23 protein-coding genes are annotated in these 25,081 nt (G+C 70.8%); all 23 read left to right on the top strand.

Annotated elements, in window-relative coordinates; all coding sequences use genetic code 11:
* Positions 1 to 11: 11 nt before the first annotated feature.
* The 23 genes from lysA (at position 12) to B073_RS0100265 (ending at position 24,992) form a co-directional block, all read left to right on the top strand.
* The gene (lysA, locus tag B073_RS0100375) at positions 12 to 1,403 is read left to right on the top strand and encodes a diaminopimelate decarboxylase (protein WP_018536105.1); all 1,392 of its coding nucleotides are present in this window, start codon (positions 12 to 14) and stop codon (positions 1,401 to 1,403) included.
* 156 nt (positions 1,404 to 1,559) lie between these two features.
* Complete coding sequence (locus B073_RS0100370; protein ID WP_018536104.1) at positions 1,560 to 2,852, top strand: homoserine dehydrogenase; 1,293 nt, start codon at positions 1,560 to 1,562, stop codon at positions 2,850 to 2,852.
* Positions 2,853 to 2,860: 8 nt separating this feature from the next.
* The gene (gene thrC / locus B073_RS0100365; protein WP_051093874.1) at positions 2,861 to 3,946 is read left to right on the top strand and encodes a threonine synthase; all 1,086 of its coding nucleotides are present in this window, start codon (positions 2,861 to 2,863) and stop codon (positions 3,944 to 3,946) included.
* A 354-nt stretch (positions 3,947 to 4,300) separates the two neighbouring features.
* Positions 4,301 to 5,218 carry a homoserine kinase gene (gene thrB / locus B073_RS0100360; protein ID WP_018536102.1) on the top strand — a complete coding sequence of 306 codons (918 nt, stop codon included), beginning with the start codon at positions 4,301 to 4,303 and terminating at the stop codon, positions 5,216 to 5,218.
* Positions 5,219 to 5,592: 374 nt separating this feature from the next.
* On the top strand, positions 5,593 to 7,614 hold the full coding sequence (rho, locus tag B073_RS0100355) for a transcription termination factor Rho (RefSeq protein ID WP_018536101.1): 2,022 nt from the start codon (positions 5,593 to 5,595) through the stop codon (positions 7,612 to 7,614).
* A gap of 354 nt (positions 7,615 to 7,968) precedes the next feature.
* Complete coding sequence (locus B073_RS0100350; RefSeq protein WP_018536100.1) at positions 7,969 to 9,093, top strand: LCP family protein; 1,125 nt, start codon at positions 7,969 to 7,971, stop codon at positions 9,091 to 9,093.
* Between the two features lie 186 nt (positions 9,094 to 9,279).
* On the top strand, positions 9,280 to 9,504 hold the full coding sequence (gene rpmE, locus B073_RS0100345; protein WP_018536099.1) for a 50S ribosomal protein L31: 225 nt from the start codon (positions 9,280 to 9,282) through the stop codon (positions 9,502 to 9,504).
* Positions 9,505 to 9,673: 169 nt separating this feature from the next.
* On the top strand, positions 9,674 to 10,753 hold the full coding sequence (prfA, locus tag B073_RS0100340) for a peptide chain release factor 1 (protein WP_018536098.1): 1,080 nt from the start codon (positions 9,674 to 9,676) through the stop codon (positions 10,751 to 10,753).
* Positions 10,754 to 10,789: 36 nt separating this feature from the next.
* Entirely contained in the window at positions 10,790 to 11,671 is an 882-nt protein-coding gene (prmC, locus tag B073_RS0100335) for a peptide chain release factor N(5)-glutamine methyltransferase (RefSeq protein WP_078507842.1), read from the top strand.
* Positions 11,672 to 11,753: 82 nt separating this feature from the next.
* Positions 11,754 to 12,401 carry an L-threonylcarbamoyladenylate synthase gene (locus B073_RS0100330; RefSeq protein WP_018536096.1) on the top strand — a complete coding sequence of 216 codons (648 nt, stop codon included), beginning with the start codon at positions 11,754 to 11,756 and terminating at the stop codon, positions 12,399 to 12,401.
* Entirely contained in the window at positions 12,401 to 13,096 is a 696-nt protein-coding gene (locus tag B073_RS0100325) for a low molecular weight phosphatase family protein (RefSeq protein WP_018536095.1), read from the top strand. The genes B073_RS0100330 and B073_RS0100325 overlap by 1 nt, the downstream gene beginning before the upstream one ends.
* 197 nt (positions 13,097 to 13,293) lie before the next feature.
* Entirely contained in the window at positions 13,294 to 14,682 is a 1,389-nt protein-coding gene (gene glyA / locus B073_RS0100320) for a serine hydroxymethyltransferase (protein WP_018536094.1), read from the top strand.
* A gap of 118 nt (positions 14,683 to 14,800) precedes the next feature.
* Positions 14,801 to 16,150, top strand: coding sequence for an MraY family glycosyltransferase (locus B073_RS0100315; RefSeq protein WP_018536093.1), 1,350 nt, complete (start codon positions 14,801 to 14,803; stop codon positions 16,148 to 16,150).
* A 287-nt stretch (positions 16,151 to 16,437) separates the two neighbouring features.
* Positions 16,438 to 16,875, top strand: coding sequence for a hypothetical protein (locus B073_RS0100310; RefSeq protein ID WP_018536092.1), 438 nt, complete (start codon positions 16,438 to 16,440; stop codon positions 16,873 to 16,875).
* Between the two features lie 279 nt (positions 16,876 to 17,154).
* Positions 17,155 to 17,949 (top strand): F0F1 ATP synthase subunit A, encoded by a 795-nt coding sequence (gene atpB, locus B073_RS0100305; protein ID WP_018536091.1) that lies wholly within the window; start codon positions 17,155 to 17,157, stop codon positions 17,947 to 17,949.
* A 76-nt stretch (positions 17,950 to 18,025) separates the two neighbouring features.
* Positions 18,026 to 18,304: an ATP synthase F0 subunit C gene (gene atpE, locus B073_RS38755; protein WP_018536090.1), complete on the top strand. Its 279-nt coding sequence runs from the start codon at positions 18,026 to 18,028 to the stop codon at positions 18,302 to 18,304.
* Positions 18,305 to 18,347: 43 nt separating this feature from the next.
* Positions 18,348 to 18,911, top strand: a complete 564-nt coding sequence (locus tag B073_RS0100295; protein WP_018536089.1) for a F0F1 ATP synthase subunit B — start codon at positions 18,348 to 18,350, stop codon at positions 18,909 to 18,911.
* A complete protein-coding gene (locus B073_RS0100290) occupies positions 18,908 to 19,723 on the top strand; it encodes a F0F1 ATP synthase subunit delta (protein WP_018536088.1) in 816 nt (271 codons plus the stop codon). The genes B073_RS0100295 and B073_RS0100290 overlap by 4 nt, the downstream gene beginning before the upstream one ends.
* A gap of 209 nt (positions 19,724 to 19,932) precedes the next feature.
* Positions 19,933 to 21,522, top strand: a complete 1,590-nt coding sequence (gene atpA / locus B073_RS0100285) for a F0F1 ATP synthase subunit alpha (protein WP_018536087.1) — start codon at positions 19,933 to 19,935, stop codon at positions 21,520 to 21,522.
* A gap of 20 nt (positions 21,523 to 21,542) precedes the next feature.
* Positions 21,543 to 22,466, top strand: a complete 924-nt coding sequence (locus tag B073_RS0100280; RefSeq protein ID WP_018536086.1) for a F0F1 ATP synthase subunit gamma — start codon at positions 21,543 to 21,545, stop codon at positions 22,464 to 22,466.
* A 5-nt stretch (positions 22,467 to 22,471) separates the two neighbouring features.
* Complete coding sequence (gene atpD, locus B073_RS0100275; protein ID WP_018536085.1) at positions 22,472 to 23,914, top strand: F0F1 ATP synthase subunit beta; 1,443 nt, start codon at positions 22,472 to 22,474, stop codon at positions 23,912 to 23,914.
* A 108-nt stretch (positions 23,915 to 24,022) separates the two neighbouring features.
* Positions 24,023 to 24,406, top strand: coding sequence for a F0F1 ATP synthase subunit epsilon (locus B073_RS0100270; protein ID WP_018536084.1), 384 nt, complete (start codon positions 24,023 to 24,025; stop codon positions 24,404 to 24,406).
* A gap of 142 nt (positions 24,407 to 24,548) precedes the next feature.
* On the top strand, positions 24,549 to 24,992 hold the full coding sequence (locus B073_RS0100265; protein ID WP_018536083.1) for a DUF2550 domain-containing protein: 444 nt from the start codon (positions 24,549 to 24,551) through the stop codon (positions 24,990 to 24,992).
* Positions 24,993 to 25,081: the final 89 nt, after the last annotated feature.

Raw genomic sequence — 25,081 nt, 5'->3', positions numbered from 1 at the left:
CCGTTTCCGTTATGAGCCGTTCCGCACACCCCGCAGGGCCCCGGCATGGCGACGTACTGCCCGAGGGGCACTACGCCGGGCCGCCCGCCGATCTCAACTCCCTTGACCCGCGGGTCTGGTCCCGCACCGTCCGGCGCGACGCCGACGGCGCGGTGACGGTCGGCGGGCTGTCCGTGACCGCGCTCGCCGAGGAGTTCGGCACCCCGGCGTACTTCCTCGACGAGGAGGACTTCCGGGCGCGCTGCCGGGCCTGGAAGGACGCCTTCGGACCGGACGCCGACGTCTTCTACGCGGGCAAGGCGTTCCTGTCCCGGGCCGTCGTGCGGTGGCTGAACGAGGAGGGCCTCGACCTCGACGTCTGTTCGGGGGGCGAGCTGGCCACCGCGCTGGCCGCCGGAATGCCCGCCGAGCGCATCGCCCTGCACGGCAACAACAAGAGCACCGAGGAGATCACCCGGGCCGTCGAGGCCGGCGTCGGACGGATCGTGCTCGACTCGTTCCAGGAGATCGTGCGGGTCGCGCACATCGCCCAGCGGCTCGGCAGGCGGCAGCGGGTGCAGATCCGGGTGACCGTCGGCGTCGAGGCGCACACCCACGAGTTCATCGCGACCGCCCACGAGGACCAGAAGTTCGGCATCGCGCTGGCCGGCGGCCAGGCCGCCGAGGCGGTGCGCCGGGCGCTGCGGCTGGACGGGCTCGAACTCATCGGGATCCACAGCCACATCGGGTCGCAGATCTTCGACATGGCCGGCTTTGAGGTCTCCGCCCGAAGGGTGGTGCAGCTGCTCGCCGAGGTGCGCGACGAGCACGGCGTGGAGCTGCCGGAGATCGACCTCGGCGGCGGCCTCGGCATCGCCTACACCTCGGACGACGACCCCAGGGAGCCGCACGAGATCGCCAAGGCGCTGCGGGAGATCGTCGGCCGCGAGTGCGAGGCGGCCGGGCTGCGGGTGCCGCGGCTCTCGGTCGAGCCGGGCCGGGCGATCGTCGGCCCGACCGCCTTCACGCTCTACGAGGTCGGCACGGTCAAGGAGCTGGAAGGGCTGCGGACGTACGTCTCCGTGGACGGCGGGATGTCGGACAACATCCGCACTGCGCTCTACGACGCGGAGTACAGCGTGGTGCTGGCCTCCCGGACGTCGGACGCGGAGCCGATGCTCTCGCGCGTCGTCGGCAAGCACTGCGAGAGCGGCGACATCGTCGTCCGCGACGCCTTCCTGCCGTCCGACGTGGCGCCCGGCGACCTGCTCGCGGTGCCCGCCACCGGTGCGTACTGCCGGTCCATGGCGAGCAACTACAACCACGCGCTGCGGCCGCCGGTGGTGGCGGTCGCGGACGGTGCGGCCCGGGTCATCGTCCGGCGGGAGACGGAGGAAGATCTCCTGCGGTTGGATGTCGGGTAGGCCGGATCGCCGGGTCCGGGCCCCGGATGAAATAAATGTCTCGGCATCCGGACGAACGGCGGAAACGGCCGTCCGGTGCGTGAGACTGGTGCATGACCAGGAAACTGGTGTGTGACCGGGCATGAAACTGCTGGATCGAAGAAAAGACGAGGTCGAATGATGCGTACGCGTCCGCTGAAGGTGGCGCTGCTGGGCTGTGGTGTGGTCGGCTCAGAGGTGGCGCGCATCATGACGACGCACGCCGACGACCTCGCGGCCCGCATCGGCGCGCCGGTGGAGCTCGCCGGGATCGCCGTCCGCCGCCCGGAGCGGGTGCGGGCCGGGATCCCGGCCGAGCTGATCACCACCGACGCGACCGCGCTGGTCAAACGCGGCGACATCGACGTCGTCATCGAGGTGATCGGCGGCATCGAGCCGGCCCGTGGCCTGATCACCACCGCCTTCGAGCACGGCGCGAGCGTGGTGTCGGCCAACAAGGCCCTGGTGGCCGCCGACGGCGCGGCGCTGCACGCGGCGGCCGAGAAGCACAACGCCGACCTGTACTACGAGGCGGCGGTCGCCGGCGCGATCCCGCTGGTGCGGCCGCTGCGCGAGTCGCTCGCCGGCGACAAGGTCGACCGCGTCCTCGGCATCGTCAACGGCACCACCAACTTCATCCTCGACAAGATGGACACCACCGGCGCCGGCTACAGCGAGGCACTGGACGAGGCCACCGCACTCGGGTACGCCGAGGCCGACCCGACCGCCGACGTCGAGGGCTTCGACGCCGCCGCCAAGGCCGCGATCCTCGCCGGGATCGCCTTCCACACCCGCGTCACCATCGACGACGTGCACCGCGAGGGGCTGACGGAGGTCACCGCCGCGGACATCGCCTCCGCCAAGCGGATGGGCTGCACGGTCAAGCTGCTGGCCATCTGCGAGCGGGCCGCGGACGGCGCCTCGGTGACCGCGCGGGTGCACCCGGCGATGATCCCGCTGACCCATCCGCTGGCCTCCGTGCGCGAGGCGTACAACGCGGTCTTCGTGGAGGCCGACGCGGCCGGCCGGCTGATGTTCTACGGTCCCGGCGCGGGCGGCGCGCCGACCGCCTCCGCGGTCCTCGGCGACCTCGTCGCGGTCTGCCGCAACAAGCTCGCCGGTGCCACCGGGCCGGGGGAGTCCGCGTACACCGCGCTCCCCGTGAGCCCGATGGGCGAGGTCGTCACCCGCTACCACATCAGCCTCGACGTGGCCGACAAGCCGGGCGTCCTGGCGCAGGTCGCGACGGTCTTCGCCGAACACGGCGTGTCGATCGACACGGTCCGTCAGCAGGGAAGGGACGGCGAGGCCGACCTCGTCGTCGTCACCCACCGAGCGACCGACGCGGCCCTGTCGTCGACGGTCGGGGCACTGCGCGAGCTGGACACCGTCCGCGGTGTCGTCAGCATCATGCGGGTCGAAGGGGAGTAGAGGAACCCATGTCTGCCAATTCCACCGTGACCACCGCGAACGGTCAGTGGCGCGGAATCATCGAGGAGTACCGCGACCGGCTGCCGGTCGGCGAGACGACCGAGGTCGTCACCCTCCGCGAGGGCGGTACGCCGCTGGTACCGGCCCAGGTGCTGTCCGAGCGCACCGGCTGCGAGGTGCACCTCAAGGTCGAGGGCGCCAACCCCACGGGCTCGTTCAAGGACCGCGGGATGACGATGGCCATCACCCGCGCCAAGGAGGAGGGCGCCAAGGCCGTCATCTGCGCCTCCACCGGCAACACCTCCGCCTCGGCCGCCGCCTACGCGGTCCGGGCCGGGATGGTCTGCGCGGTGCTGGTCCCGCAGGGCAAGATCGCGCTCGGCAAGATGGGCCAGGCGCTGGTCCACGGCGCGAAGATCCTCCAGGTCGACGGAAATTTCGACGACTGTCTGACGCTGGCCCGGGGCCTCTCGGAGAAGTACCCGGTCGCACTTGTGAACTCCGTCAACCCGGTGCGGATCGAGGGTCAGAAGACCGCCGCCTTCGAGATCGTCGACATGCTCGGCGACGCCCCGGACATCCATGTGCTGCCCGTCGGCAACGCCGGCAACATCACCGCCTACTGGAAGGGCTACCGCGAGTACGCCGCCGACGGCCTCGCCGCGCGCACCCCGCGGATGTGGGGCTTCCAGGCGTCCGGCAGCGCCCCGATCGTGCGCGGCGAGGTCGTGAAGGACCCGCACACCATCGCCACCGCGATCCGGATCGGCAACCCCGCCTCGTGGGAGTTCGCCGAGCGTGCCCGGGACGAGTCCGGCGGCCTCATCGCGGACGTGACGGACCGTCAAATCCTGGCCGCCTACCGCCTGTTGGCCGCCAAGGAGGGCGTCTTCGTGGAGCCCGCCTCGGCCGCCTCGGTCGCCGGTCTGCTCAAGGCCGCCGAGGAGGGCAGGGTGGACCCCGGCCAGCGGATCGTCTGCACGGTCACCGGCAACGGCCTCAAGGACCCCGACTGGGCGGTGGCCGGCGCGCCGCAGCCGGTCACGGTCCCGATCGACGCCGACGCCGCCGCCGAGCGGCTCGGCCTCGCCTGACCGGCCCGGACGCCCCTCCGGACCTGCGACGACGTGCGGGGGCGACGGCCGGGCCGGCCGTCGCCCCCGCGTACCGCGCACGTCGCGGCACGCCCCGGCAAACGCTGCAAACACTGCAAATGCGGTGTCGGGGCGGAGGACGGTGCGCGACACGCATCGTGCGCCTCCTGTGCGCCCTATGTCGCGACAGAACCTTCCTTCGATAGGCTGGCAGCAACTCCCCTCCCCACGGCATAACGCAGTGGTGTGCAGGGCAGGTCAGAACAGACCCCACGAGCCGTCCCGGCACCTCGGCAACGCGGTGCTGCGCTCGGGGGCAGTACCGCAGCATCAACCAAGGAGAGTCATCGAGCGATGGCCGGTCCCGCGTTCCGCGCCGCCGCCGTCCGGGTGCGCACCCCCGCCACCAGCGCCAATCTCGGCCCCGGCTTCGATGCCCTGGGACTTTCCCTGGGTCTGTACGACGACGTCGTGGTGCGGGTCGCCGACTCCGGCCTGCACGTCGACATCGCCGGCGAGGGCGCCGGGACGCTGCCGCGCGACGAGAGCCATCTGCTCGTACGGGCCATGCGCACCGCCTTCGACCTGCTCGGCGGGCAGCCGCGCGGCCTGGAGATCGTCTGCGCCAACCGCATCCCGCACGGCCGCGGCCTGGGCTCCTCCTCCGCAGCCATCTGCGCCGGCATCGTCGCCGCCCGCGCCGTGACCATAGGCGGCGAGCAGAAGCTCGACGACGCCGCGCTGCTGGAACTCGCCAACGAGATCGAGGGCCACCCCGACAACGTCGCCGCCTGCCTGCTCGGCGGCTTCACGCTCGCCTGGACGGACACCGGCACGGCGCGGGCGATCCGGATGGATCCGGCCGATTCCATCGTTCCGGTGGTCTTCGTGCCCGGCAAACCCGTGCTGACCGCGACCGCCCGCGGACTGCTCCCGCGCACCGTCCCGCACGGGGACGCCGCGGCCAACGCCGGCCGCGCGGCACTGCTCGTCGAGGCGCTGACCAGGCGCCCCGAGCTGCTGCTCGCCGCGACCGAGGACCGACTTCACCAGGACTACCGCGCCCCGGCGATGCCGGAGAGCATGGCCCTGGTGAACCGACTGCGCGCGGACGGCGTCCCCGCAGTCATCTCCGGTGCGGGCCCCACGGTGCTCGCACTGGTCGAAGAGGCGGCGGCCGAAAAGGTCGCGGCGCTGGCGGGCGAGGGGTGGGCCGCCAACCGGCTGACCCTCGACGCGGCCGGTACGTGTGTGCTGCCGCTCGCCGGGTGATCGCACCGAGCGATCACCGATCGCCGGTCTTGGAGAGGGGGAATGTTTGTTGGATCCGGTAGTGTTAACCTCAAGTCAGTACTCGACGCCAGTGTGGCGCGGTGCTTCGTGTCCCCCATCGGGACCACTTTCTTCCGGGAGCCTCCCCAACTGCTTGGAGCTTTTGTCCTGAGCAGGAGTGAGCACGCTCCGGAATCGGCGTGACGACAAAAGACACACCCCAGATCTTCACGCCGAAGCCATGAATTGATCTTTCCGCCGTATCCGGCGGACCACCGCCCCGGCCCGGTCCGCAAGACCTAAGGACCCAGCCGGACAGCACAACCGGTCGCCGAGCCAGACAGGCCGACGCCCGCTCCAGGGAAGGACCCTTCGTGAGCGACACCACCGATCTGATGGGCGCGCGCACCGATGGCAGTGCCACCACGCCCGCCACGGACGCTCCCGCCGCGCCTGCCACCACGCGGCGCCGCCGTTCCGGCACCGGCCTTGAGGGCATGGTCCTGGCAGAGCTGCAGCAGATTGCCTCCGGCCTCGGTATCAAGGGCACCGCGCGGATGCGCAAGAGCCAGCTGATCGAGGTCATCAAGGAGAAGCAGGCCGCCGGCTCCGGGACCGCCGCCAAGGCCGACGCCCCCGCAGACACCGAGACCAAGCCCAAGCGCCGTACGACCTCCAAGGCCCGCACCGGCGAGGCCGGTGCCGAGCCCGCGGCGAAGACCGAGAAGGCCGCCAGGACGGCCAGGACCGCGGAGAAGGCCGGGGCCCAGCAGCAGATCGACATCCCCGGCCAGCCCTCGCCGCAGGGCAGCGCCGCCGAAGAGGCGCCGGCCGGCGAGCGCCGCCGCCGTCGGGCCACCGCCCCCGCGGGCAGCCCGGACGCCGAGGTCCGCACCGAGGCCAAGGCCGAGGCCGCCACCGCGGTCAAGACCGAGGCCCGGACCGAGACGGTCGCCCCGCAGGAGACCGGCGAGGGCCGGCCCGCCAAGGGCGCCGACCGCCAGGAGCGCGGGGACCGCCAGGACCGCGGCCAGAAGGGCGAGCGCGGCCGGCGCGACCGTGACCGGGACCGCGACCGCCGCAAGGGCGACGCGGGCGACGGCGGCCAGGGCGGCAACCGCCAGCGGGACCGCCGGGACGCCGACGAGGAGGACTTCGAGGGCGGCCGGCGCGGTCGGCGCGGCCGTTACCGCGACCGCCGCGGGCGCCGTGGCCGCGAGGACTTCGCCGGTGAGCCGCAGTTGGCCGAGGACGATGTGCTGATCCCCGTCGCGGGCATCCTCGACATCCTCGACAACTACGCGTTCATCCGGACCTCCGGCTACCTCCCCGGCCCGAACGACGTCTACGTCTCGCTCGCCCAGGTCCGCAAGAACGGCCTGCGCAAGGGCGACCACGTCACCGGCGCGGTGCGCCAGCCCAAGGACGGCGAGCGGCGCGAGAAGTTCAACGCGCTGGTGCGCCTGGACACCGTCAACAGCATGGCGCCCGAACAGGGCCGCCAGCGGCCGGAGTTCGGGAAGCTGACGCCCCTTTACCCGCAGGAGCGGCTGCGCCTGGAGGGCGAGTCGGGCGGGCTGACGACCCGGATCATCGACCTGGTCACCCCGATCGGCAAGGGCCAGCGAGGGCTGATCGTGGCCCCGCCGAAGACCGGCAAGACCATGATCATGCAGGCGATCGCCAACTCGATCACCCGCAACAACCCCGAGTGCCACCTGATGGTCGTCCTCGTCGACGAGCGTCCGGAAGAGGTCACCGACATGCAGCGGTCGGTCAAGGGCGAGGTCATCTCCTCGACCTTCGACCGCCCGGCCGAGGACCACACCACCGTCGCCGAGCTGGCCATCGAGCGCGCCAAGCGGCTCGTGGAGCTGGGTCACGACGTGGTCGTGCTGCTGGACTCCATCACCCGCCTGGGCCGCGCGTACAACCTCGCGGCGCCCGCCTCCGGCCGCATCCTGTCCGGTGGTGTCGACTCGACCGCGCTCTACCCGCCGAAGCGCTTCTTCGGCGCCGCGCGCAACATCGAGGACGGCGGTTCGCTGACCATCCTGGCCACCGCGCTGGTCGAGACCGGCTCGCGGATGGACGAGGTGATCTTCGAGGAGTTCAAGGGCACCGGCAACCTGGAGCTCAAGCTCGACCGCAAGCTCTCCGACAAGCGCATCTTCCCCGCGGTGGACGTGGACGCGTCCAGCACCCGCAAGGAAGAGATCCTGATGGGCAGTGACGAGCTGTCCATCGTCTGGAAGCTGCGCCGGGTGCTGCACGCGCTGGACCAGCAGCAGGCCATCGAGCTGCTGCTGGACAAGATGAAGCAGACGAAGTCCAACGCGGAGTTCCTGCTCCAGATCCAGAAGACGACGCCGACCACGGGCAACGGCAACGACTGACGCCCGCGGCCGCGCCGCACGTCGCCCGGGCCCCCTCACCCACCGTGGTGAGGGGGCCCGGGCGCTTTCCGTGCCGGGTGTGACCCGCGTCGCGCGGCACTGTGCCCCGCTTGAGACCTTTCGCACAGATCCGTACCGCGCAGACGGATTCCGCCGGACCGCGCGCCGCGACAAAAGCCCTGGTGAGAGCCGCCTCCGCGGCTCTGCGGCGGTCCCGTGCGCCCCGTTCTTCTAAGAAAACGCTCATAACGCGCTGTGCAACCCTTCCGGTCGGCCTCCCGTCTGACTGGGCGATCGACCGCCTGCGACAGGGCGACGGCGGGGCGCAGTCGACGACGAAGGACTGAGGAACACATGGCGCACAACGACGGGCCCGCGCGGCCGGCCGGGGACCGCGGCCGTTCCCTACGTGCCACCGGACGGCGGCGCAAGACCCCCACCCGGCGCCGCCGGGCCCTCACCACCGCGCTGTGCGCGCTGGTCGGCGTCGTCCTGCTCGGCGGCGCCGGGCTCGGCTACCTCTACTTCAAGTTCAACGGCAACCTCAAGGGCGTCGACATCAACGCCGCCCTCGGCAAGGACCGTCCGCAGAACGTCGACAACGGCTCCATGGACATCCTCGTCATGGGCTCCGACTCGCGCTCCGGCAAGAACTCCTCCTACGGCCGGGACGAGGGCGGCGCCCGCTCCGACACCGCGATGGTCGTCCACGTCTTCAAGGGCCACCAGAAGGCCAGCGTCGTCAGCATCCCCCGGGACACCCTGGTCACCCGGCCCGACTGCGCCGACAACGGCCGGACCGTCCCCGGCCAGCGGCGGGCGATGTTCAACACCGCCTTCGAGGTCGGCGGCCCGGCCTGCGCCGTCAAGACCGTCGAGTCGATGAGCGGCATCCGCATGGACCACTTCGTCGAGGTCGACTTCACCGGCTTCAAGAAGCTCATCGACGCCCTCGGAGGGGTGCAGATCACCACCACCAAGGCGATCGACGACAAGTACAGCCACCTGCACCTCAAGCCCGGCACGCACACCCTCGGCGGCGAGGACGCCCTCGGCCTCGTGCGCACCCGGCACGGCGTCCCCGGCGGCGACGGCAGCGACCTGGGCCGCATCCAGCTCCAGCAGACCTTCGTCAAGGCACTGATGAAGCAGGTCCGCAGCGTCGGCGTGCTCTCCAACCCGGGCAAGCTCTACAACATCGCCGACACCGCCACCAAGGCCGTCACCGCCGACACCGACCTCAACTCCGTCACCGCGCTGACCGGCCTGGCCAAGGAACTCGGCGGCATACCCTCCGACGGCATCGACATGGTGACGCTCCCGGTGACCTACGACCCGGTCAACCCCGACCGGGTGCTGCCGCTGGCCACCCAGGGCCGCATGGTCTGGGACGCACTCCGCCACGACCAGGCCATCCCCAAGTCCGCGATCAAGGGCTCGGCGGGTGACAAGGGCGGCACGTCCCACTACGTCAAGTAGCCGTACCCCGGCCCGTCGCCCGCCCGCCGGCCCTCGGGAACGCCGGACAGGCGGGCGGGGAATAGCTCCGGCCGTACCCCGGTTTTGGGAGATACGGCCAGTGCTGGCAGACTGGACCGTCGGCCCCGGTTCACGTGACGCAATCCGCGCCACGACCCGGTGCACTCCCGAACCTAGGAGAATCCCTTGAAGCGCGACATCCACCCGGAGTACGTCGAGACCCAGGTCAGCTGCACCTGTGGCGCGTCCTTCACCACCCGTAGCACCGTCGCCGGCGGCACCATCCGCGCCGACATCTGCTCCGAGTGCCACCCGTTCTACACGGGCAAGCAGAAGATTCTGGACACGGGCGGCCGCGTGGCCCGCTTCGAGGCCCGCTTCGGCAAGTCCGCCCAGGCCGCCAAGAAGTAGCGACCCGCAAGGCGCCGGTCTCCGGTCGCCCCCGGATCAGGGGGGACCGGACCGGCGTCTTTGTCGTCCGTACCCTCTGCCCGCCCGGCCGGGGGACGCCCGCCGCACCGCGGCAGTGGGGCACAGCCGCCCCGGGAAGCCACACCAGCAGTCAGCAGAGGAACACACGATGTTCGAGGCGGTCGAAGAACTGGTCGGCGAGCACGCCGGCCTCGAAAAGCGGCTGGCCGACCCAGCGGTCCACGCGGACCAGCGCGAGGCCATGCGGCTCAACAAGCGCTACGCCGAGCTGACCCCGATCATCGCCGCCTACCGCTCCTGGAAGCAGACCGGCGACGACATCGGGACCGCCCGGGAACTGGCCGCGGACGACCCGGAATTCGCCGACGAGGTCAAGGAGCTGGAGGCCCGCCGCGAGCAGCTCACCGAGAAGCTGCGGCTGCTGCTCGTCCCGCGCGACCCCAGCGACGACAAGGACGTGATCCTTGAGGTCAAGGCGGGCGAGGGCGGCGAGGAGTCCGCGCTGTTCGCCGGCGACCTGCTGCGGATGTACCTGCGGTACGCCGAGCGGGCCGGCTGGAAGACCGAGATCCTCGACGCCAACGAGTCCGACCTCGGCGGCTACAAGGACGTCCAGGTCGCGGTGAAGACCAAGGGCGGAGGCGGCGCCACCGAGCCCGGGCAGGGCGTCTGGGCGCGGCTGAAGTACGAGGGCGGGGTGCACCGCGTCCAGCGGGTGCCCGCCACCGAGTCGCAGGGCCGCATCCACACCTCCGCGGCCGGCGTGCTGGTCACGCCCGAGGCCGAGGAGGTCGAGGTCGAGATCAACGCCAACGACCTGCGGATCGACGTCTACCGCTCCTCCGGCCCCGGCGGCCAGTCCGTCAACACCACCGACTCCGCGGTCCGGATCACCCACCTGCCCACCGGCATCGTGGTCTCCTGCCAGAACGAGAAGAGCCAGCTCCAGAACAAGGAGCAGGCCCTGCGCATCCTCCGCTCGCGGCTGCTGGCCGCGGCCCAGGAGGAGGCCGAGCGGGAGGCGTCCGACGCCCGGCGCAGCCAGGTGCGCACCGTCGACCGCTCGGAGCGCATCCGCACGTACAACTTCCCGGAGAACCGCATCTCGGACCACCGGGTGGGCTTCAAGGCGTACAACTTGGACCAGGTGCTCGACGGCGAGCTGGACCCCGTCATCCAGGCGTGCGTCGACGCCGACGCGGCGGCCAAGCTCGCCGCCGCCCAGTAAGACCGCAAGACCCAGGACGTATCGGCTGGAGGACCAGTGCCGCACGATTCCGGGGGACGCCCCCCGAGCTCCCGATCGTTGCTGCTCGCGGAGGTGGCCCAGGCCACCCAGCGGCTGGCCGACGCCGGCGTACCCTCGCCGCGTTTCGACGCGGAGGAGCTGGCCGCGCATGTGCACGGCGTCAAGCGCAGCCAATTGCACACGGTCGCCGACGCGGACTTCGACGCCCGCTACTGGGAGGCCGTCGCCCGCCGCGAGGCGCGCGAGCCGCTCCAGCACATCACCGGCCGGGCGTTCTTCCGCTACCTCGAACTCGCCGTCGGGCCAGGGGTGTTCGTGCCCCGCCCGGAGACCGAGTCGGTGGTCGGCTGGGCCATAGACGCGGTGCGCGCCATGGACGTCGTCGAGCCCCTGATCGTCGACCTGTGCACCGGCTCGGGGGCGATCGCCCTCGCCCTGGCGCAGGAGGTCCCCCGCTCGCGGGTGCACGCCGTGGAGCTCTCCGACGACGCCCTGGGCTACGCCCGCAAGAACGTCGAGGGGTCCCGCGTCGTTCTCCACCAGGGCGACGCGCTCACCGCGCTCCCCGAGCTGGACGGGCAGGTCGACCTGGTGATCTCCAACCCGCCGTACATCCCGCTCACCGAGTGGGAGTACGTCGCCCCCGAGGCCCGCGACCACGACCCGGAGCTGGCGTTGTTCTCCGGCGAGGACGGCCTGGACACCATCCGGGGCATCGAGCGGACCGCACACCGCCTGCTGCGGCCCGGCGGCGTGGTCGTCGTCGAGCACGCCGACACCCAGGGCGGGCAGGTGCCGTGGATCTTCAACGAGGAGCGGGGCTGGGCCGACGCGGCCGACCACCCCGACCTCAACAACCGGCCCCGATTCGCCACCGCGCGCCGGGCGACGCCATGAACCGCACCGCCCCGGCGCCCGAGGCAGCCGATGCATCCGCTTATTCGTTCCGCGTAACCGTTCCGCACGAGGAGGACCGCTAATGGCACGGCGATACGACTGCAGCGACGCGACCGACCGCGCGACCGGCCTGCGTGAGGCCGCCTCGGCCGTCCGCCGCGGCGAGCTGGTCGTGCTGCCGACCGACACCGTCTACGGCATCGGCGCGGACGCCTTCAGCCCGGAGGCCGTCGGCGACCTGCTGGAGGCCAAGGGCCGCGGCCGGGGCATGCCGTCCCCGGTCCTGGTCGGGTCCCCCAACACCCTGCACGGCCTGGTCACCGAGTTCTCCGAGCAGGCGTGGGAGCTGGTCGACGCGTTCTGGCCGGGGGCGCTCACCCTCGTCGCCCGGCACCAGCCGTCGCTGACCTGGGACCTCGGCGAGACCCGCGGCACGGTCGCGGTCCGCATGCCGCTGCATCCCGTCGCGATCGAACTGCTCACCGAGTTCGGCCCGATGGCGGTCTCCAGCGCCAACCTCACCGGCCATCCGTCGCCGCAGGACTGCGACGCCGCCCAGGAGATGCTCGGCGACTCCGTCTCCGTCTACCTCGACGCCGGCCCGACCCCGGCCGCCGTGCCGTCCTCGATCGTGGACGTCACCGGCCCGGTGCCGGTGCTGCTGCGCGAGGGCGCGATCAGCGCGGAGGAGCTCCGCAAGGTCGTACCCGAGCTCGAGGTGTCGCATTGATGCCCCCGCCGCAGGGGCGTGGCATAGCGGGACGAGGCGACGAACCCCTCCTCGTCCCGGCGGACCCCGCGCCCTGCTTCCGGATCCTCCACGTCAGCACCGGCAACGTCTGCCGCTCGCCGATCACCGAGCGGCTGCACCGCCATGCGCTGCAGGAGCGGCTGGGCACCCCGCAGGCGGTCCGCGGCTGCGGGCTCCTCGTGGAGAGCGCGGGCACCTGGGGCCATGAGGGCGCCCCCATGGAGGCCCACGCCGCCACCGTCCTCGCCGACTACGGCGCGGACCCGGCCGGCTTCATCGGCCGCGAACTGCTCGACGAGCACGTCATCCGCGCCGACCTGGTGCTCACCGCCACCCGCGACCACCGCGCGCAGGTGATCTCGATGGGGCACTCCGCCGGCCTGCGGACCTTCACCCTCAAGGAGTTCAACCGGCTGGTTCGCGCCATAGATCCGGCCACCCTGCCGGCGCCCGACCCCGGCCTGCCCGACGGCGGACTGGTCGAGCGGGCCCGTGCGCTGGTCGGCGCGGCCGCCGCGCTGCGCGGCTGGCTGCTGGCGCCCAACCCGGAGTCCGACGAGGTCCACGACCCCTACGGCGCGCCGATCACGTTCTTCCGCTCGATCGGCGACGAGATCAACCGCGCGCTCGACCCGGTCGTCACCGCCCTCACCGGGGTCCCGGCACCGGCGTAACCACCCCGGGGAACGGCCCTGGAGGGCCCTCTGCGGCCCGTGGGCCGGCCCCGGGCCCCCGACGCCCCACCCGTCGCGCCCGAACCCCCTGCCGCGCCTACATTGGGATTGGGGCCTGCCCGGGAGCACGAGGTCCGGACGGGCCCTGGGGGCACGTGCGACGTGCCCTGGTCCCCGTACGAGGCCCGGAGCCAGCGATGCCCGCCACCACCGCGTCATCCCGCCGTACCTCCGCCACCGGCCGCGCCCCGGCCGACCGCGCCCGGACCGCCGAGGCGGCCGAGACCGCGGAGCGGCAGGCGCGGACCGCCGCCCGCGACGAACTGACCCGCCCGCCCGGCTCACCGGACTTCGCCACGCTGCTGGACCAGGACCCGGAGATCGCCGGCGTCCTGCTGGCCGAGAGCGCCCGGCAGAGCGAGGGGCTCCAGCTGATCGCCGCCGAGAACTTCGTCTCGCCCGCGGTGCTGGCCGCCCTCGGCTCCCCGCTGGGCAACAAGTACGCCGAGGGCTATCCGGGCGCCCGGCACCACGGCGGCTGCGAGATCGTGGACCTCGCCGAGCGGATCGCGGTGGAGCGCGCCAAGGCCCTGTTCGGCGCCGAACACGCCAACGTCCAGTCCCACTCGGGGTCTTCGGCCGTGCTGGCCGCCTACGCCGCCCTGCTGCGCCCCGGCGACACCGTCCTGGCGATGTCCCTGCCGCACGGCGGGCACCTCACGCACGGCTCGCCGGCCAACTTCTCCGGCCGCTGGTTCGACTTCGCCGGCTACGGCGTCGACGGCGAGAGCGGGCTGCTCGACTACGACGCGATCCGCGCACTGGCCCGCGAGCGCCACCCCAAGGCCCTGGTCTGCGGCTCGATCTCCTATCCGCGGCACATCGACTACGCCGCGTTCCGCGACATCGCCGACGAGACCGGCGCGTACCTGATCGCCGACGTGGCCCATCCGATGGGGCTGATCGCGGGCCGCGCGGCGCCCAGCCCGGTCCCGTACGCCGATGTGGTGTGCGCCACCACCCACAAGGTGCTGCGCGGGCCGCGCGGCGGGATGATCCTGTGCCGGGCCCGGCTGGCCGACCGCATCGACCGTGCGGTGTTCCCGTTCACCCAGGGGGGTGCTCAGATGAACGCGGTCGCCGCCAAGGCCGTGGCCTTCGCGGAGGCCGCCACGCCCGCGTTCCGCGGCTATGCGCAGCAGGTGATCGCCAACGCCCGGGCGCTGGCCGACGGGCTGGCCGCGGAGGGCCTGGCGGTCACCACCGGCGGCACCGACACCCACCTGATCACCGCGGACACCGCGGGGCTCGGCACGGACGCGCGCACCGCCCGCGGCCGGCTGGCGGCCGCCGGGATCGTGCTGGACACCTGCGCGCTGCCGGGCGGCGGGCGGTCCGCGCGGTCCGCGCCGTGCCCGACCGGGATCCGGCTGGGCACCGCCGCGGTGACGACCCAGGGCATGGGGGAGGCCGAGATGCACCGGATCGCCGAGCTGATCGGGGCGGCGCTGCGGGAGGAGGGCGCGGTGCGCGCGGCCGTCGCGGGACTGGTCGGCCGGTTCCCGCCCTATCCCGATCGGTCCTGATCCGCCCGGTCCGCGGAACCGCCGGCCGGGGCCCCGGCGTCCTCTCGGGTATTCCCCGTGTTCACGGCCCGGGGGCGGACGCGCATAAGGTGTGGGGCTGTGATGGCCAGCTATCTCGATGGGGCAGCCCGTGCGTGAATACCTGCTGACGCTGTGCGTCACTGCCGCGGTGACCTACCTGCTCACCGGCCCGGTGCGGAAGTTCGCGATCGCCGCCGGTGCCGTGCCGGAGATCCGCGCCCGTGACGTGCACCGCGAGCCGACCCCCCGGCTGGGCGGGATCGCGATGTTCGGCGGGCTGTGCGCGGGGCTGCTGGTGGCCGGGCACCTGACCAACCTCAAGAGCGTCTTCGAGACCAACGAGCCCCGCGCGCTGCTCTCCGGCGCCGCGCTGATCTGGATCCTCGGCGTGCTCGACGACAAGTGGGGCGTGGACGCCCTGGTCAAGCTGGGCGGCCAGATGATCGCCGCGGGCGTGATGGTCCTCCAGGGCCTGACGATCCTCTACGTCCCGGTCCCCGGCATCGGCACCGTCGCGCTGACCCCGATGCAGGGCACGCTGCTGACCGTCGCGCTGGTCGTCATCACCATCAACGCGGTGAACTTCGTCGACGGCCTGGACGGCCTGGCGTCCGGCATGGTCTGCATCGCCGCGGCCGCGTTCTTCATGTACACGTACCGGCTCTGGTTCGGCTACGGCATCGAGGCGGCGGCGCCGGCGACGCTGTTCTCGGTCGTCCTGATGGGCATGTGCCTGGGCTTCCTGCCGCACAACATGCACCCCGCGCGGATCTTCATGGGCGACTCCGGCTCCATGCTGATCGGCCTGGTGATGGCGGCCGGCGCGGTCTCGCTGACCGGCCAGGTCGACCCCGACCTGCTCAACCAGAAGGCCGGCGGTCTGCGCGAGGCCACCCATGCGATGGTGCCGGTCTACATCCCGCTGCTGCTGCCGCTGACGATCATCGCGGTGCCGGTCGCGGATCTGATTCTGGCCATCGTGCGGCGGACCTGGAAAGGCCAGTCGCCGTTCGCCGCGGACCGCGGGCACCTGCACCACCGCCTGCTGGAGATCGGCCACTCCCACAGCCGCGCGGTGCTGATCATGTACTTCTGGTCGGCGCTGATCGCGTTCGGCGCGGTGGCGTACTCGGCGAACGACGCCAGCATGTGGATCGTCCTGGGCATCGTGCTGCTCAGCGCCGTCGGCCTGGTGCTGCTCCTGCTGCCGCGCTTCACCCCGCGGGCCCCGCTCTGGGCCGAGCGGCTGGTGCCGCCGCGCTACCGCCGGGTCGTCCGGGCGGTCGCCGGCACGGCCGCGCCGGGGGCGGAGACCGCGGGCGGCACGGCCGACGAGGCGGCGGGGGAGGATCGCCGGCCGGCCGTTCCGGCCGGGATCCACGGCGCCACGGCGATCGGCGACCGGTCACGTTTCGTGGACCGCCGGAAGGCGGGGAGTCATCACTGAGAGGGTCCGGGGTCGCCCGAACGTGCGTCGGGAATCGGGATGGTTGAACCCATACCAGACAAACGACGGCCCGTCAGTGCACCTATGGGCGCCGTCACTCTCAGGTGTGACAGGATCCACACGGACCAGGTAAAGACCTCATCAAATAGTTTGTGATACCGTTCACGAAACCCGGCGGCAGAGCCGAAGGGCCGTAGTGCGACGGTCCCTTGGCCTCAGGTTCTCCCTCAGGCCGGGTCTACGCTCGTCCCTGACGACACACCCCCACCCAATGCCGGAGCGCCACCATGCAGTCGAATGACGCCCGACTCCTTCTTCACGCCGCCGTGCCCACCGTTGCCGCCGGCGCCGTCGCCGTCGCCGTGAGCGGTCTGGTCGCCGGCGTCACGGGAGCGATCGGCGGCGTCGTCGGCACCGTGCTGGTGCTGCTGGTGATGGGGGCCGGCCTCTTCGCCCTGCAGCAGACCGCCAAGAAGCTTCCGCAGCTGTTCCAGATGATGGGCCTGCTGCTGTACACGGTGCAGATCCTGTTCGTGTTGGTGTTCCTCATCGCCTTCAAGGACACAACTCTCTTCGACACCAAGGCATTTGCGTTCACCCTGCTCGCAGCCACCCTCGTATGGATCGCCGCCCAGACGCGCGGACATATGAAGGCGAAGATCCTGTACGTGGATCCCGACTCCGCGAAGGCCGAGACGGCCGAGACGGCGGGGTCGCCGACGTGACACGTAGGGCCGAGATAAACGGCCTCACGCGGGCCTGCTATCGTCCGGTGCCAACTGCGGCGCTGATGGCGCAGGCGGCTGAGCTCCCGGAGTCCACGAAGCGGACCGGGAAGTTCTCGCGGCCGATGCCTGTGATCCGGTCCGGCTCTGCGCCGACCAGCCGCCCCCCAATCCGTAAGACCAGTCCAGTGCCGCTCCGTGGCTCAACGCCGCGCCGACACAACGAGGTTGCCGTACCTATGCGCCACGCTGAAGGAGCTCGCGGTGAGTGCTGACACGATGCTCGCCTTCGAGACCGACTGCCACATCTTTTCCGGGTGCGGCTTTGATGCTCCCGGGCTCCATAACTTTGTCTTCGAGCCGCTCTTCAAGATCGGCGGCTTCGAGTTCAACAAGCCGATGCTGCTGGCACTGCTCAGCACGGTCGTCGTGGTGTGGTTCTTCTGGGCTGCATTCGGCCGGGCGAAGGTCGTGCCCGGGAAGCTCCAGATGATCGGCGAGGCGGGCTACGACTTCGTCCGCCGCGGGCTCGTCTACGACGCGCTGGGGAAGAAGGAAGGCGACAAGTACGTCCCCTTCATGGTCTCGCTGTTCTTCTTCGTGTGGATCATGAACCTGTGGTCGATCATTCCGGTCGCCCAGTTCCCGGTGACGTCGATCATCGCTTTCCCCGCGGGCCTCGCCGCGATCGTCTACATCCTGTGGGTCTTCCTCACCTTCAAGAAGCACGGCTTCGTCGGCGCCTTCAAGAACTTCACCGGCTATGACAAGTCGCTCGGCTGGGTCCTGCCGCTGCTGATGGCCATCGAGCTTCTCTCGAACCTCATCATCCGGCCGTTCACCCACGCGGTACGACTCTTCGCGAACATGTTCGCGGGCCACCTGCTGATCGTGATGTTCACCGTCGCGAGCTGGTACCTGATGAACGGCATCGGCTTCGCCTACGCCGGCGCCTCGTTCGTCATGACCCTCCTGATGACGGCCTTCGAGCTGTTCATCCAGGCCATCCAGGCGTACATCTTCGTCCTTCTGGCCTGCAACTACGTCCAGGGCGCGCTCGCCGAGCACCACTGAGCACCCCGCCTCCCACCCCAACAGCTGTCCGGTGGCCAACCCCCACCGGTCCGTGAAACGAGAAGGAAGTAACGGCATGTCCGCTGCTCTCGAGATGGTCAACCACCTCGCCGCCGCTGGCGACTTCGATCACAACGCCAAGACCACCCTGGTTGGCAACGTCGCGTCGATCGGTTACGGCCTCGCCGCCATCGGCCCCGGCGTCGGCGTCGGCATCATCTTCGGTAACGGCACCCAGGCCCTGGCCCGCCAGCCCGAGGCCGCCGGCCTGATCCGCACCAACCAGATGATGGGTTTCGCCTTCTGTGAGGCGCTCGCCCTGATCGGCATCGTCATGGGCTTCGTCTACAAGTAAGCCGAAGCCGCATCGACTATCCATTCAGACGGAAGGCACTGATGTGAACGCCCTGAACTTGGCGGTGGAGGTTCCCGAGAACCCCCTCGTCCCGCCGATTCCGGAGCTGGTCATCGGCCTGATCGCTTTCTTCATCGTCTTCGGCTTCCTCGCCAAGAAGCTCCTCCCGAACATCAACAAGGTTCTGGACGAGCGCCGGGCGCAGATCGAAGGCCGTATCGAGGATGCCGAGGCGACTCAGGCCGAGGCGCAGCAGGTTCTCGCGGACTACCGGGCCCAGCTCGCCGACGCCCGCCACGAGGCCGCGCGTCTGCGCCAGGAGGCGCAGGAGCAGGGCGCGACGCTCATCGCCGAGATGCGCGCCGAGGGCCAGCGGCAGCGTGAGGAGATCATCGCCGCCGGCCACGCCCAGATCGAGGCGGACCGCAAGGCGGCCGCCCAGTCGCTGCGCCAGGACGTGGGCAAGCTCGCCACCGAACTGGCCGGCAAGCTCGTCGGCGAGTCCCTCGAGGACCACGCCCGGCAGAGCCGGACCATCGACCGCTTCCTCGACGACCTCGAGGCCAAGACGGCGTCGGACGTGACGAAGGCTGAGGCCGGCCGATGAATGGAGCGAGCCGCGAGGCACTCGCCTCCGCACGCGAGCAGTTCAACGCGCTGACGGACAACACCTCCGTCGACGCGGCGAACCTCGCCGAGGAGCTGGCTGCCGTCACCGCTCTGCTCGACCGCGAGGTGTCGTTGCGTCGGGTCCTCACCGACCCGGCGCAGCCCGCCGAGGCGCGGGCCGAGCTGGCCCGGCGGCTGCTCGGCGGCCAGGTCGGCGAGGCCACGCTCGACCTGGTGACCGGAATGGTCCGGGCCCGCTGGTCGCGCTCGCGCGACCTGCCGGACGCGATCGAGGAGCTGGCCTACAGCGCCGACCTCGTCGCGGCCCAGCGGGACGGACGGCTGGACGACGTCGAGGACGAGCTGTTCCGGTTCGGCCGGATCATCGCGTCCAGCGCCGAGCTCCGCCGCGCCCTCACCGACCGGAGCGCGACGGTCTCCGCCAAGACGGAGCTGCTGCACACGCTGCTGGGCGGCCGGGCCAACCCGGTCACCGAGCGGCTGGTGATCCGTCTTGTCGCACAGCCGCGGGGCCGTAGCCTGGAGGCAGGGCTCGACGCCCTCTCCAAGCTGGCGGCGGCCCGCCGGGACCGGATGGTCGCGGTGGTCACCTCCGCGGTGCCGCTCAGCGACGGACAGCGGCAGCGCCTCGGCGCGGCACTGGCCGCACTGTACGGACGGCAGATCCACCTGAACCTCGACGTGGACCCCGCGGTCCTCGGCGGCGTCCAGGTCCGGATCGGCGACGAGGTCATCAACGGGACCATCGCGGACCGCCTCGACGAGGCAGCCCGTCGGATGGCCGGCTGACCCAGCCACCAACTCAAGAGCTGCACACCCGGCGGCCGGACACCGGACCCGCCGGACCGACAGGTCCGGCCGTGGTCCGGACGACGCCCCGGAGAACAGCACCAGCACGACGGCGGCCCGAGTTGGGCCGTAAGCGGAAAGCCCGTGGGGGACGAGCCCCCGGACACCGCACGTAACTTCGGGCCCAACAAGGAGAGCAGGGAACCCAGATGGCGGAGCTCACGATCCGGCCGGAGGAGATCCGGGACGCACTGGAGAACTTCGTCCAGGCGTACAAGCCGGACGCGGCCTCGCGCGAAGAGGTCGGGACGGTCAGCGAGGCCGGCGACGGCATCGCGAAGGTCGAGGGTCTGCCCTCGACCATGGCGAACGAACTGCTGAAGTTCGAGGACGGCACCCTCGGCCTCGCGCTGAACCTCGAAGAGCGCGAGATCGGTGCGGTCATCCTCGGCGAGTTCAGCGGCATCGAGCAGGGCCAGCCGGTGCAGCGCACCGGCGAGGTGCTCTCGGTCGCCGTGGGCGACGGCTACCTGGGCCGCGTCGTCGACCCGCTGGGCAACCCGATCGACGGCCTCGGCGAGATCGAGACCGAAGGCCGCCGCGCCCTTGAACTGCAGGCCCCCGGCGTCATGGTCCGCAAGTCGGTCCACGAGCCCATGGAGACCGGCTACAAGGCCGTCGACTCCATGGTGCCGATCGGCCGCGGCCAGCGTCAGCTGATCATCGGCGACCGCCAGACCGGCAAGACCGCCCTGGCCGTCGACACGATCATCAACCAGCGCGACAACTGGCGCTCCGGCGACCCGAAGAAGCAGGTCCGCTGCATCTACGTCGCCGTCGGCCAGAAGGGCTCCACCATCGCGTCCGTGCGCGGCGCGCTGGAGGAGGCCGGTGCCCTGGAGTACACCACCATCGTCGCCGCCCCGGCGTCCGACCCGGCGGGCTTCAAGTACCTCGCGCCCTACACCGGCTCGGCCATCGGCCAGCACTGGATGTACCAGGGCAAGCACGTCCTGATCATCTTCGACGACCTCTCGAAGCAGGCCGACGCCTACCGCGCCGTCTCCCTGCTGCTGCGCCGCCCGCCGGGCCGCGAGGCGTACCCGGGCGACGTCTTCTACCTGCACTCGCGTCTGCTGGAGCGCTGCGCCAAGCTCTCCGACGACATGGGCGCCGGCTCGATGACCGGTCTGCCGATCGTCGAGACCAAGGCCAACGACGTCTCGGCGTTCATCCCGACCAACGTCATCTCCATCACCGACGGCCAGTGCTTCCTGGAGTCGGACCTGTTCAACGCCAACCAGCGTCCGGCACTGAACGTCGGTATCTCGGTCTCCCGCGTCGGTGGCTCGGCCCAGCACAAGGCCATGCGCCAGGTGTCCGGCCGCCTCCGTGTGGACCTCGCCCAGTACCGCGAGCTGGAGGCGTTCGCCGCCTTCGGTTCCGACCTGGACGCGGCCTCCAAGGCCCAGCTGGGCCGCGGTCAGCGCATGACCGAGCTGCTCAAGCAGGACCAGTACGCGCCGATGGCCACCGAGGACCAGGTCATCTCCATCTGGGCCGGCACCAACGGCAAGATGGACGACGTGCCGGTCGCGGACATCCGCCGCTTCGAGCGCGAGCTCCTCGACCACCTCCGCCGGGAGAAGAAGGACCTGCTGACCAGCATCCGCGAGGGCGCCAAGATGTCCGATGACACCATCGGTGCCATCTCGGACGCCGTCGACGCCTTCAAGCGGCAGTTCGAGACCTCGGACGGCAAGCTGCTCGGCGAGGACACCCCCGCCACCGGCAAGTGACGACGGAAGGGACCTGATCCATGGGAGCCTCGCTCCGGGTCTACAAGCGTCGTATCCGCTCCGTCTCCGCGACCAAGAAGATCACCAGGGCGATGGAGATGATCGCCGCCTCGCGCGTCGTCAAGGCGCAGCGCCAGGTGGCGGCATCGACGCCGTACGCCAGTGAACTGACCCGCGCGGTGACCGCGGTTGCGACGGGTTCGAACACCCAGCACCCGCTGACCACCGAGACGGAGCAGCCGTCCCGGGCCGCGCTGTTGCTCATCACGAGCGACCGCGGTCTGGCCGGTGCCTACTCGTCCAACGTCATCAAGACCGCGGAGGCGCTCACCAAGCGCCTCAAGGCCGAGGGCAAGGAGGTCGACACCTACATCGTCGGCCGCAAGGGTGTGTCGTACTACGGCTTCCGCGAGCGGAAGGTCGTGGAGTCGTGGACCGGCTTCACCGACAGCCCGAACTACGGCGACGCCAAGAAGATCGCCGCCCCGCTGATCGAGGCGGTCCAGAAGGACACGGCCGAGGGCGGGGTGGACGAACTCCACATCGTCTACACCGAGTTCGTCTCGATGATGACGCAGAACGCGCTGGACGACCGTCTGCTGCCGCTGTCTCTCGACAAGGCCGCCGCGGAAGAGTCCGAAGAGAAGTCCAAGGGCGAGATCCTCCCGCTCTACGACTTCGAGCCGTCGGCCGAGGACGTCCTGGACGCCCTGCTGCCGCGGTACGTGGAGTCGCGGATCTACAACGCGCTGCTGCAGGCCGCCGCCTCCAAGCACGCCGCCACCCGGCGTGCGATGAAGTCGGCGACCGACAACGCGGAAGACCTCATCAAGTCGCTCTCGCGGCTTGCCAATGCGGCCCGCCAGGCCGAAATCACCCAGGAAATCAGCGAGATCGTCGGCGGCAGTGCCGCACTGGCCGACGCGACCGCGGGGAGTGACTGACAACTATGACCACCACTGTTGAGACGGCCGCTGCCACGGGCCGCGTCGCCCGGGTCATCGGCCCGGTCGTCGACGTGGAGTTCCCCGTCGACGCGATGCCGGACATCTACAACGCGCTGACCGTCGAGGTCGCCGACCCGGCCGAGGCCGGCGCCACCAAGACCCTGACGCTCGAGGTCGCACAGCACCTCGGCGAGGGCCTGGTCCGGGCGATCTCCATGCAGCCCACCGACGGCCTGGTCCGCCAGGCCACGGTGACCAACACCGGCAACGGCATCACCGTGCCGGTCGGGGACATCACCAAGGGCAAGGTGTTCAACACCCTCGGTGAGATCCTCAACAAGCCGGAGGCGGCTTCCGAGGTCACCGAGCGCTGGCCGATCCACCGCAAGGCCCCGTCCTTCGACCAGCTCGAGTCGAAGACCGAGATGTTCGAGACCGGCATCAAGGTCATCGACCTGCTGACCCCGTACGTCAAGGGCGGCAAGATCGGCCTGTTCGGCGGCGCCGGCGTCGGCAAGACGGTGCTCATCCAGGAGATGATCTACCGCGTCGCCAACAACCACGACGGTGTCTCCGTGTTCGCCGGTGTCGGCGAGCGCACCCGTGAGGGCAACGACCTCATCGAGGAGATGACCGACTCCGGCGTCATCGACAAGACCGCGCTGGTCTTCGGCCAGATGGACGAGCCCCCGGGCACCCGTCTGCGCGTCGCGCTGGCCGGCCTCACCATGGCCGAGTACTTCCGCGACGTCCAGAAGCAGGACGTGCTGTTCTTCATCGACAACATCTTCCGCTTCACCCAGGCCGGTTCCGAGGTCTCGACCCTGCTCGGCCGCATGCCCTCCGCGGTGGGCTACCAGCCGAACCTGGCCGACGAGATGGGTCTCCTCCAGGAGCGCATCACCTCGACCCGCGGTCACTCGATCACCTCGATGCAGGCGATCTACGTCCCCGCGGACGACCTGACCGACCCGGCCCCGGCGACGACCTTCGCGCACCTCGACGCGACGACGGTCCTCTCCCGTCCGATCTCGGAGAAGGGCATCTACCCGGCGGTCGACCCGCTGGACTCGACGTCCCGGATCCTGGACCCGCGCTACATCTCGCAGGACCACTACAACTGCGCCTCGCGCGTGAAGTCGATCCTGCAGAAGTACAAGGACCTCCAGGACATCATCTCCATCCTGGGTATGGACGAGCTCAGCGAGGAGGACCGGCTCACGGTCTACCGCGCCCGCCGGATCGAGCGCTTCCTCTCCCAGAACACCCACGTGGCGAAGCAGTTCACCGGTGTCGACGGTTCGGACGTGCCGCTGGACGAGTCGATCGCGGCCTTCAACGCGATCGCCGACGGCGAGTTCGACCACTTCCCGGAGCAGGCGTTCTTCATGTGCGGTGGTCTCGAGGACCTCAAGAACAACGCCAAGGAGCTTGGCGTCTCCTGACCCGTGCTCCCGGACCGGGGGCGGCCCTGGCCGTCCCCGGCCCGTACGACCACTAGTATTTGACCCAACATCTGCCACACCAGGCAGGTGGAGACCCGAGGAGCCATCGTGGCTGAGCTGCACGTCGAGTTGGTCGCCGCGGACCGGCAGGTCTGGTCCGGCGAGGCCAGCCTGGTCGTCGCGCGCACCTCGTCGGGCGACATCGGCGTCATGCCCGGACACCAGCCGCTGCTCGGCGTGCTGCAGTCGGGCCCGGTGACGATTCGTACGACCGGCGAGAGCGGGGACGGCACCGTCGTCGCCGCGGTGCACGGCGGTTTCATCTCGTTCGCCGACAACAAGCTGTCTCTGCTCGCGGAGATCGCCGAGCTGTCGGACGAGATCGATGTCCAGCGTGCGGAGCGGGCCCTGGAGCGGGCGAAGTCGGATGCTGACGCAGCCGCCGAGCGCCGCGCCGACGTCCGGCTGCGCGCGGTGGCGGGCGCTCACTGAGCTCCGTCACCGTCGAGATCGATCCTCAGCCGCGGGCTGCCCGGAGTTCCGGAGCGGTCCGCGGCTGAGGCAATGCAGGTGCGTTTCCCTGCCCCGGACCCCGTCCGGGGCCACCCCCACCGAGGCGAGGAGGTCGGTCGAGATGGTCCTCGCTCTGCTTGTGAGCGGCGCGGTCGTGCTGCTGGTCCTGCTGGGGCTGTTCGTCTTCGGACTGAGGCGACGGCTCATCCAGCGACCCGGCGGCACCTTCGACTGCAGCCTGCGCTGGAACGTGCCGGAGGACGAGCCCAGCGGCAAGGGCTGGATCTACGGCGTGGCGCGGTACAACGGCGACCGGATCGAGTGGTTCCGGGTGTTCTCGTACGCGCCCCGGCCCCGTCGCCTGCTGGAGCGCTCCGCCATCGAGGTGCTGGCGCGCCGCACCCCACAGGGCGAGGAGGAGCTCGCGCTGCTCTCCGACTCCATCGTGCTGGCCTGCGCCCACGGCGGCGTCCGCGTCGAACTGGCGATGAGCGAGGACGCCCTCACCGGCTTCCTCGCCTGGCTGGAGGCGGCCCCGCCGGGGCAGCGGGTGAATGTGGCGTGAGGCCGGAATAGCGCCCGCCTCCCGACCGTTGTGGCCCCGCAGGGGGGCCTCGCGTCCCCTACGGGATCCGTTCGGCCGGCCCCTACGGT

This window comes from Streptomyces sp. MspMP-M5, from assembly GCF_000373585.1.
Lineage (GTDB): Bacteria > Actinomycetota > Actinomycetes > Streptomycetales > Streptomycetaceae > Streptomyces.
This window is presented reverse-complemented; position numbering and strand designations above follow the sequence as displayed.

Bases quoted from the DNA above. Each gene is read 5' to 3' on its own strand.
- lysA (WP_018536105.1), top strand. From the start codon at position 12: ATGAGCCGTTCCGCACACCCCGCAGGGCCCCGGCATGGCGACGTACTG.
- B073_RS0100370 (WP_018536104.1), top strand. From the start codon at position 1,560: ATGATGCGTACGCGTCCGCTGAAGGTGGCGCTGCTGGGCTGTGGTGTG.
- thrC (WP_051093874.1), top strand. From the start codon at position 2,861: ATGTCTGCCAATTCCACCGTGACCACCGCGAACGGTCAGTGGCGCGGA.
- thrB (WP_018536102.1), top strand. From the start codon at position 4,301: ATGGCCGGTCCCGCGTTCCGCGCCGCCGCCGTCCGGGTGCGCACCCCC.
- B073_RS0100350 (WP_018536100.1), top strand. From the start codon at position 7,969: ATGGCGCACAACGACGGGCCCGCGCGGCCGGCCGGGGACCGCGGCCGT.
- prfA (WP_018536098.1), top strand. From the start codon at position 9,674: ATGTTCGAGGCGGTCGAAGAACTGGTCGGCGAGCACGCCGGCCTCGAA.
- B073_RS0100330 (WP_018536096.1), top strand. From the start codon at position 11,754: ATGGCACGGCGATACGACTGCAGCGACGCGACCGACCGCGCGACCGGC.
- B073_RS0100325 (WP_018536095.1), top strand. From the start codon at position 12,401: ATGCCCCCGCCGCAGGGGCGTGGCATAGCGGGACGAGGCGACGAACCC.
- glyA (WP_018536094.1), top strand. From the start codon at position 13,294: ATGCCCGCCACCACCGCGTCATCCCGCCGTACCTCCGCCACCGGCCGC.
- B073_RS0100315 (WP_018536093.1), top strand. From the start codon at position 14,801: ATGGGGCAGCCCGTGCGTGAATACCTGCTGACGCTGTGCGTCACTGCC.
- B073_RS0100310 (WP_018536092.1), top strand. From the start codon at position 16,438: ATGCAGTCGAATGACGCCCGACTCCTTCTTCACGCCGCCGTGCCCACC.
- atpB (WP_018536091.1), top strand. From the start codon at position 17,155: ATGCTCGCCTTCGAGACCGACTGCCACATCTTTTCCGGGTGCGGCTTT.
- atpE (WP_018536090.1), top strand. From the start codon at position 18,026: ATGTCCGCTGCTCTCGAGATGGTCAACCACCTCGCCGCCGCTGGCGAC.
- B073_RS0100290 (WP_018536088.1), top strand. From the start codon at position 18,908: ATGAATGGAGCGAGCCGCGAGGCACTCGCCTCCGCACGCGAGCAGTTC.
- atpA (WP_018536087.1), top strand. From the start codon at position 19,933: ATGGCGGAGCTCACGATCCGGCCGGAGGAGATCCGGGACGCACTGGAG.
- B073_RS0100280 (WP_018536086.1), top strand. From the start codon at position 21,543: ATGGGAGCCTCGCTCCGGGTCTACAAGCGTCGTATCCGCTCCGTCTCC.
- atpD (WP_018536085.1), top strand. From the start codon at position 22,472: ATGACCACCACTGTTGAGACGGCCGCTGCCACGGGCCGCGTCGCCCGG.
- B073_RS0100265 (WP_018536083.1), top strand. From the start codon at position 24,549: ATGGTCCTCGCTCTGCTTGTGAGCGGCGCGGTCGTGCTGCTGGTCCTG.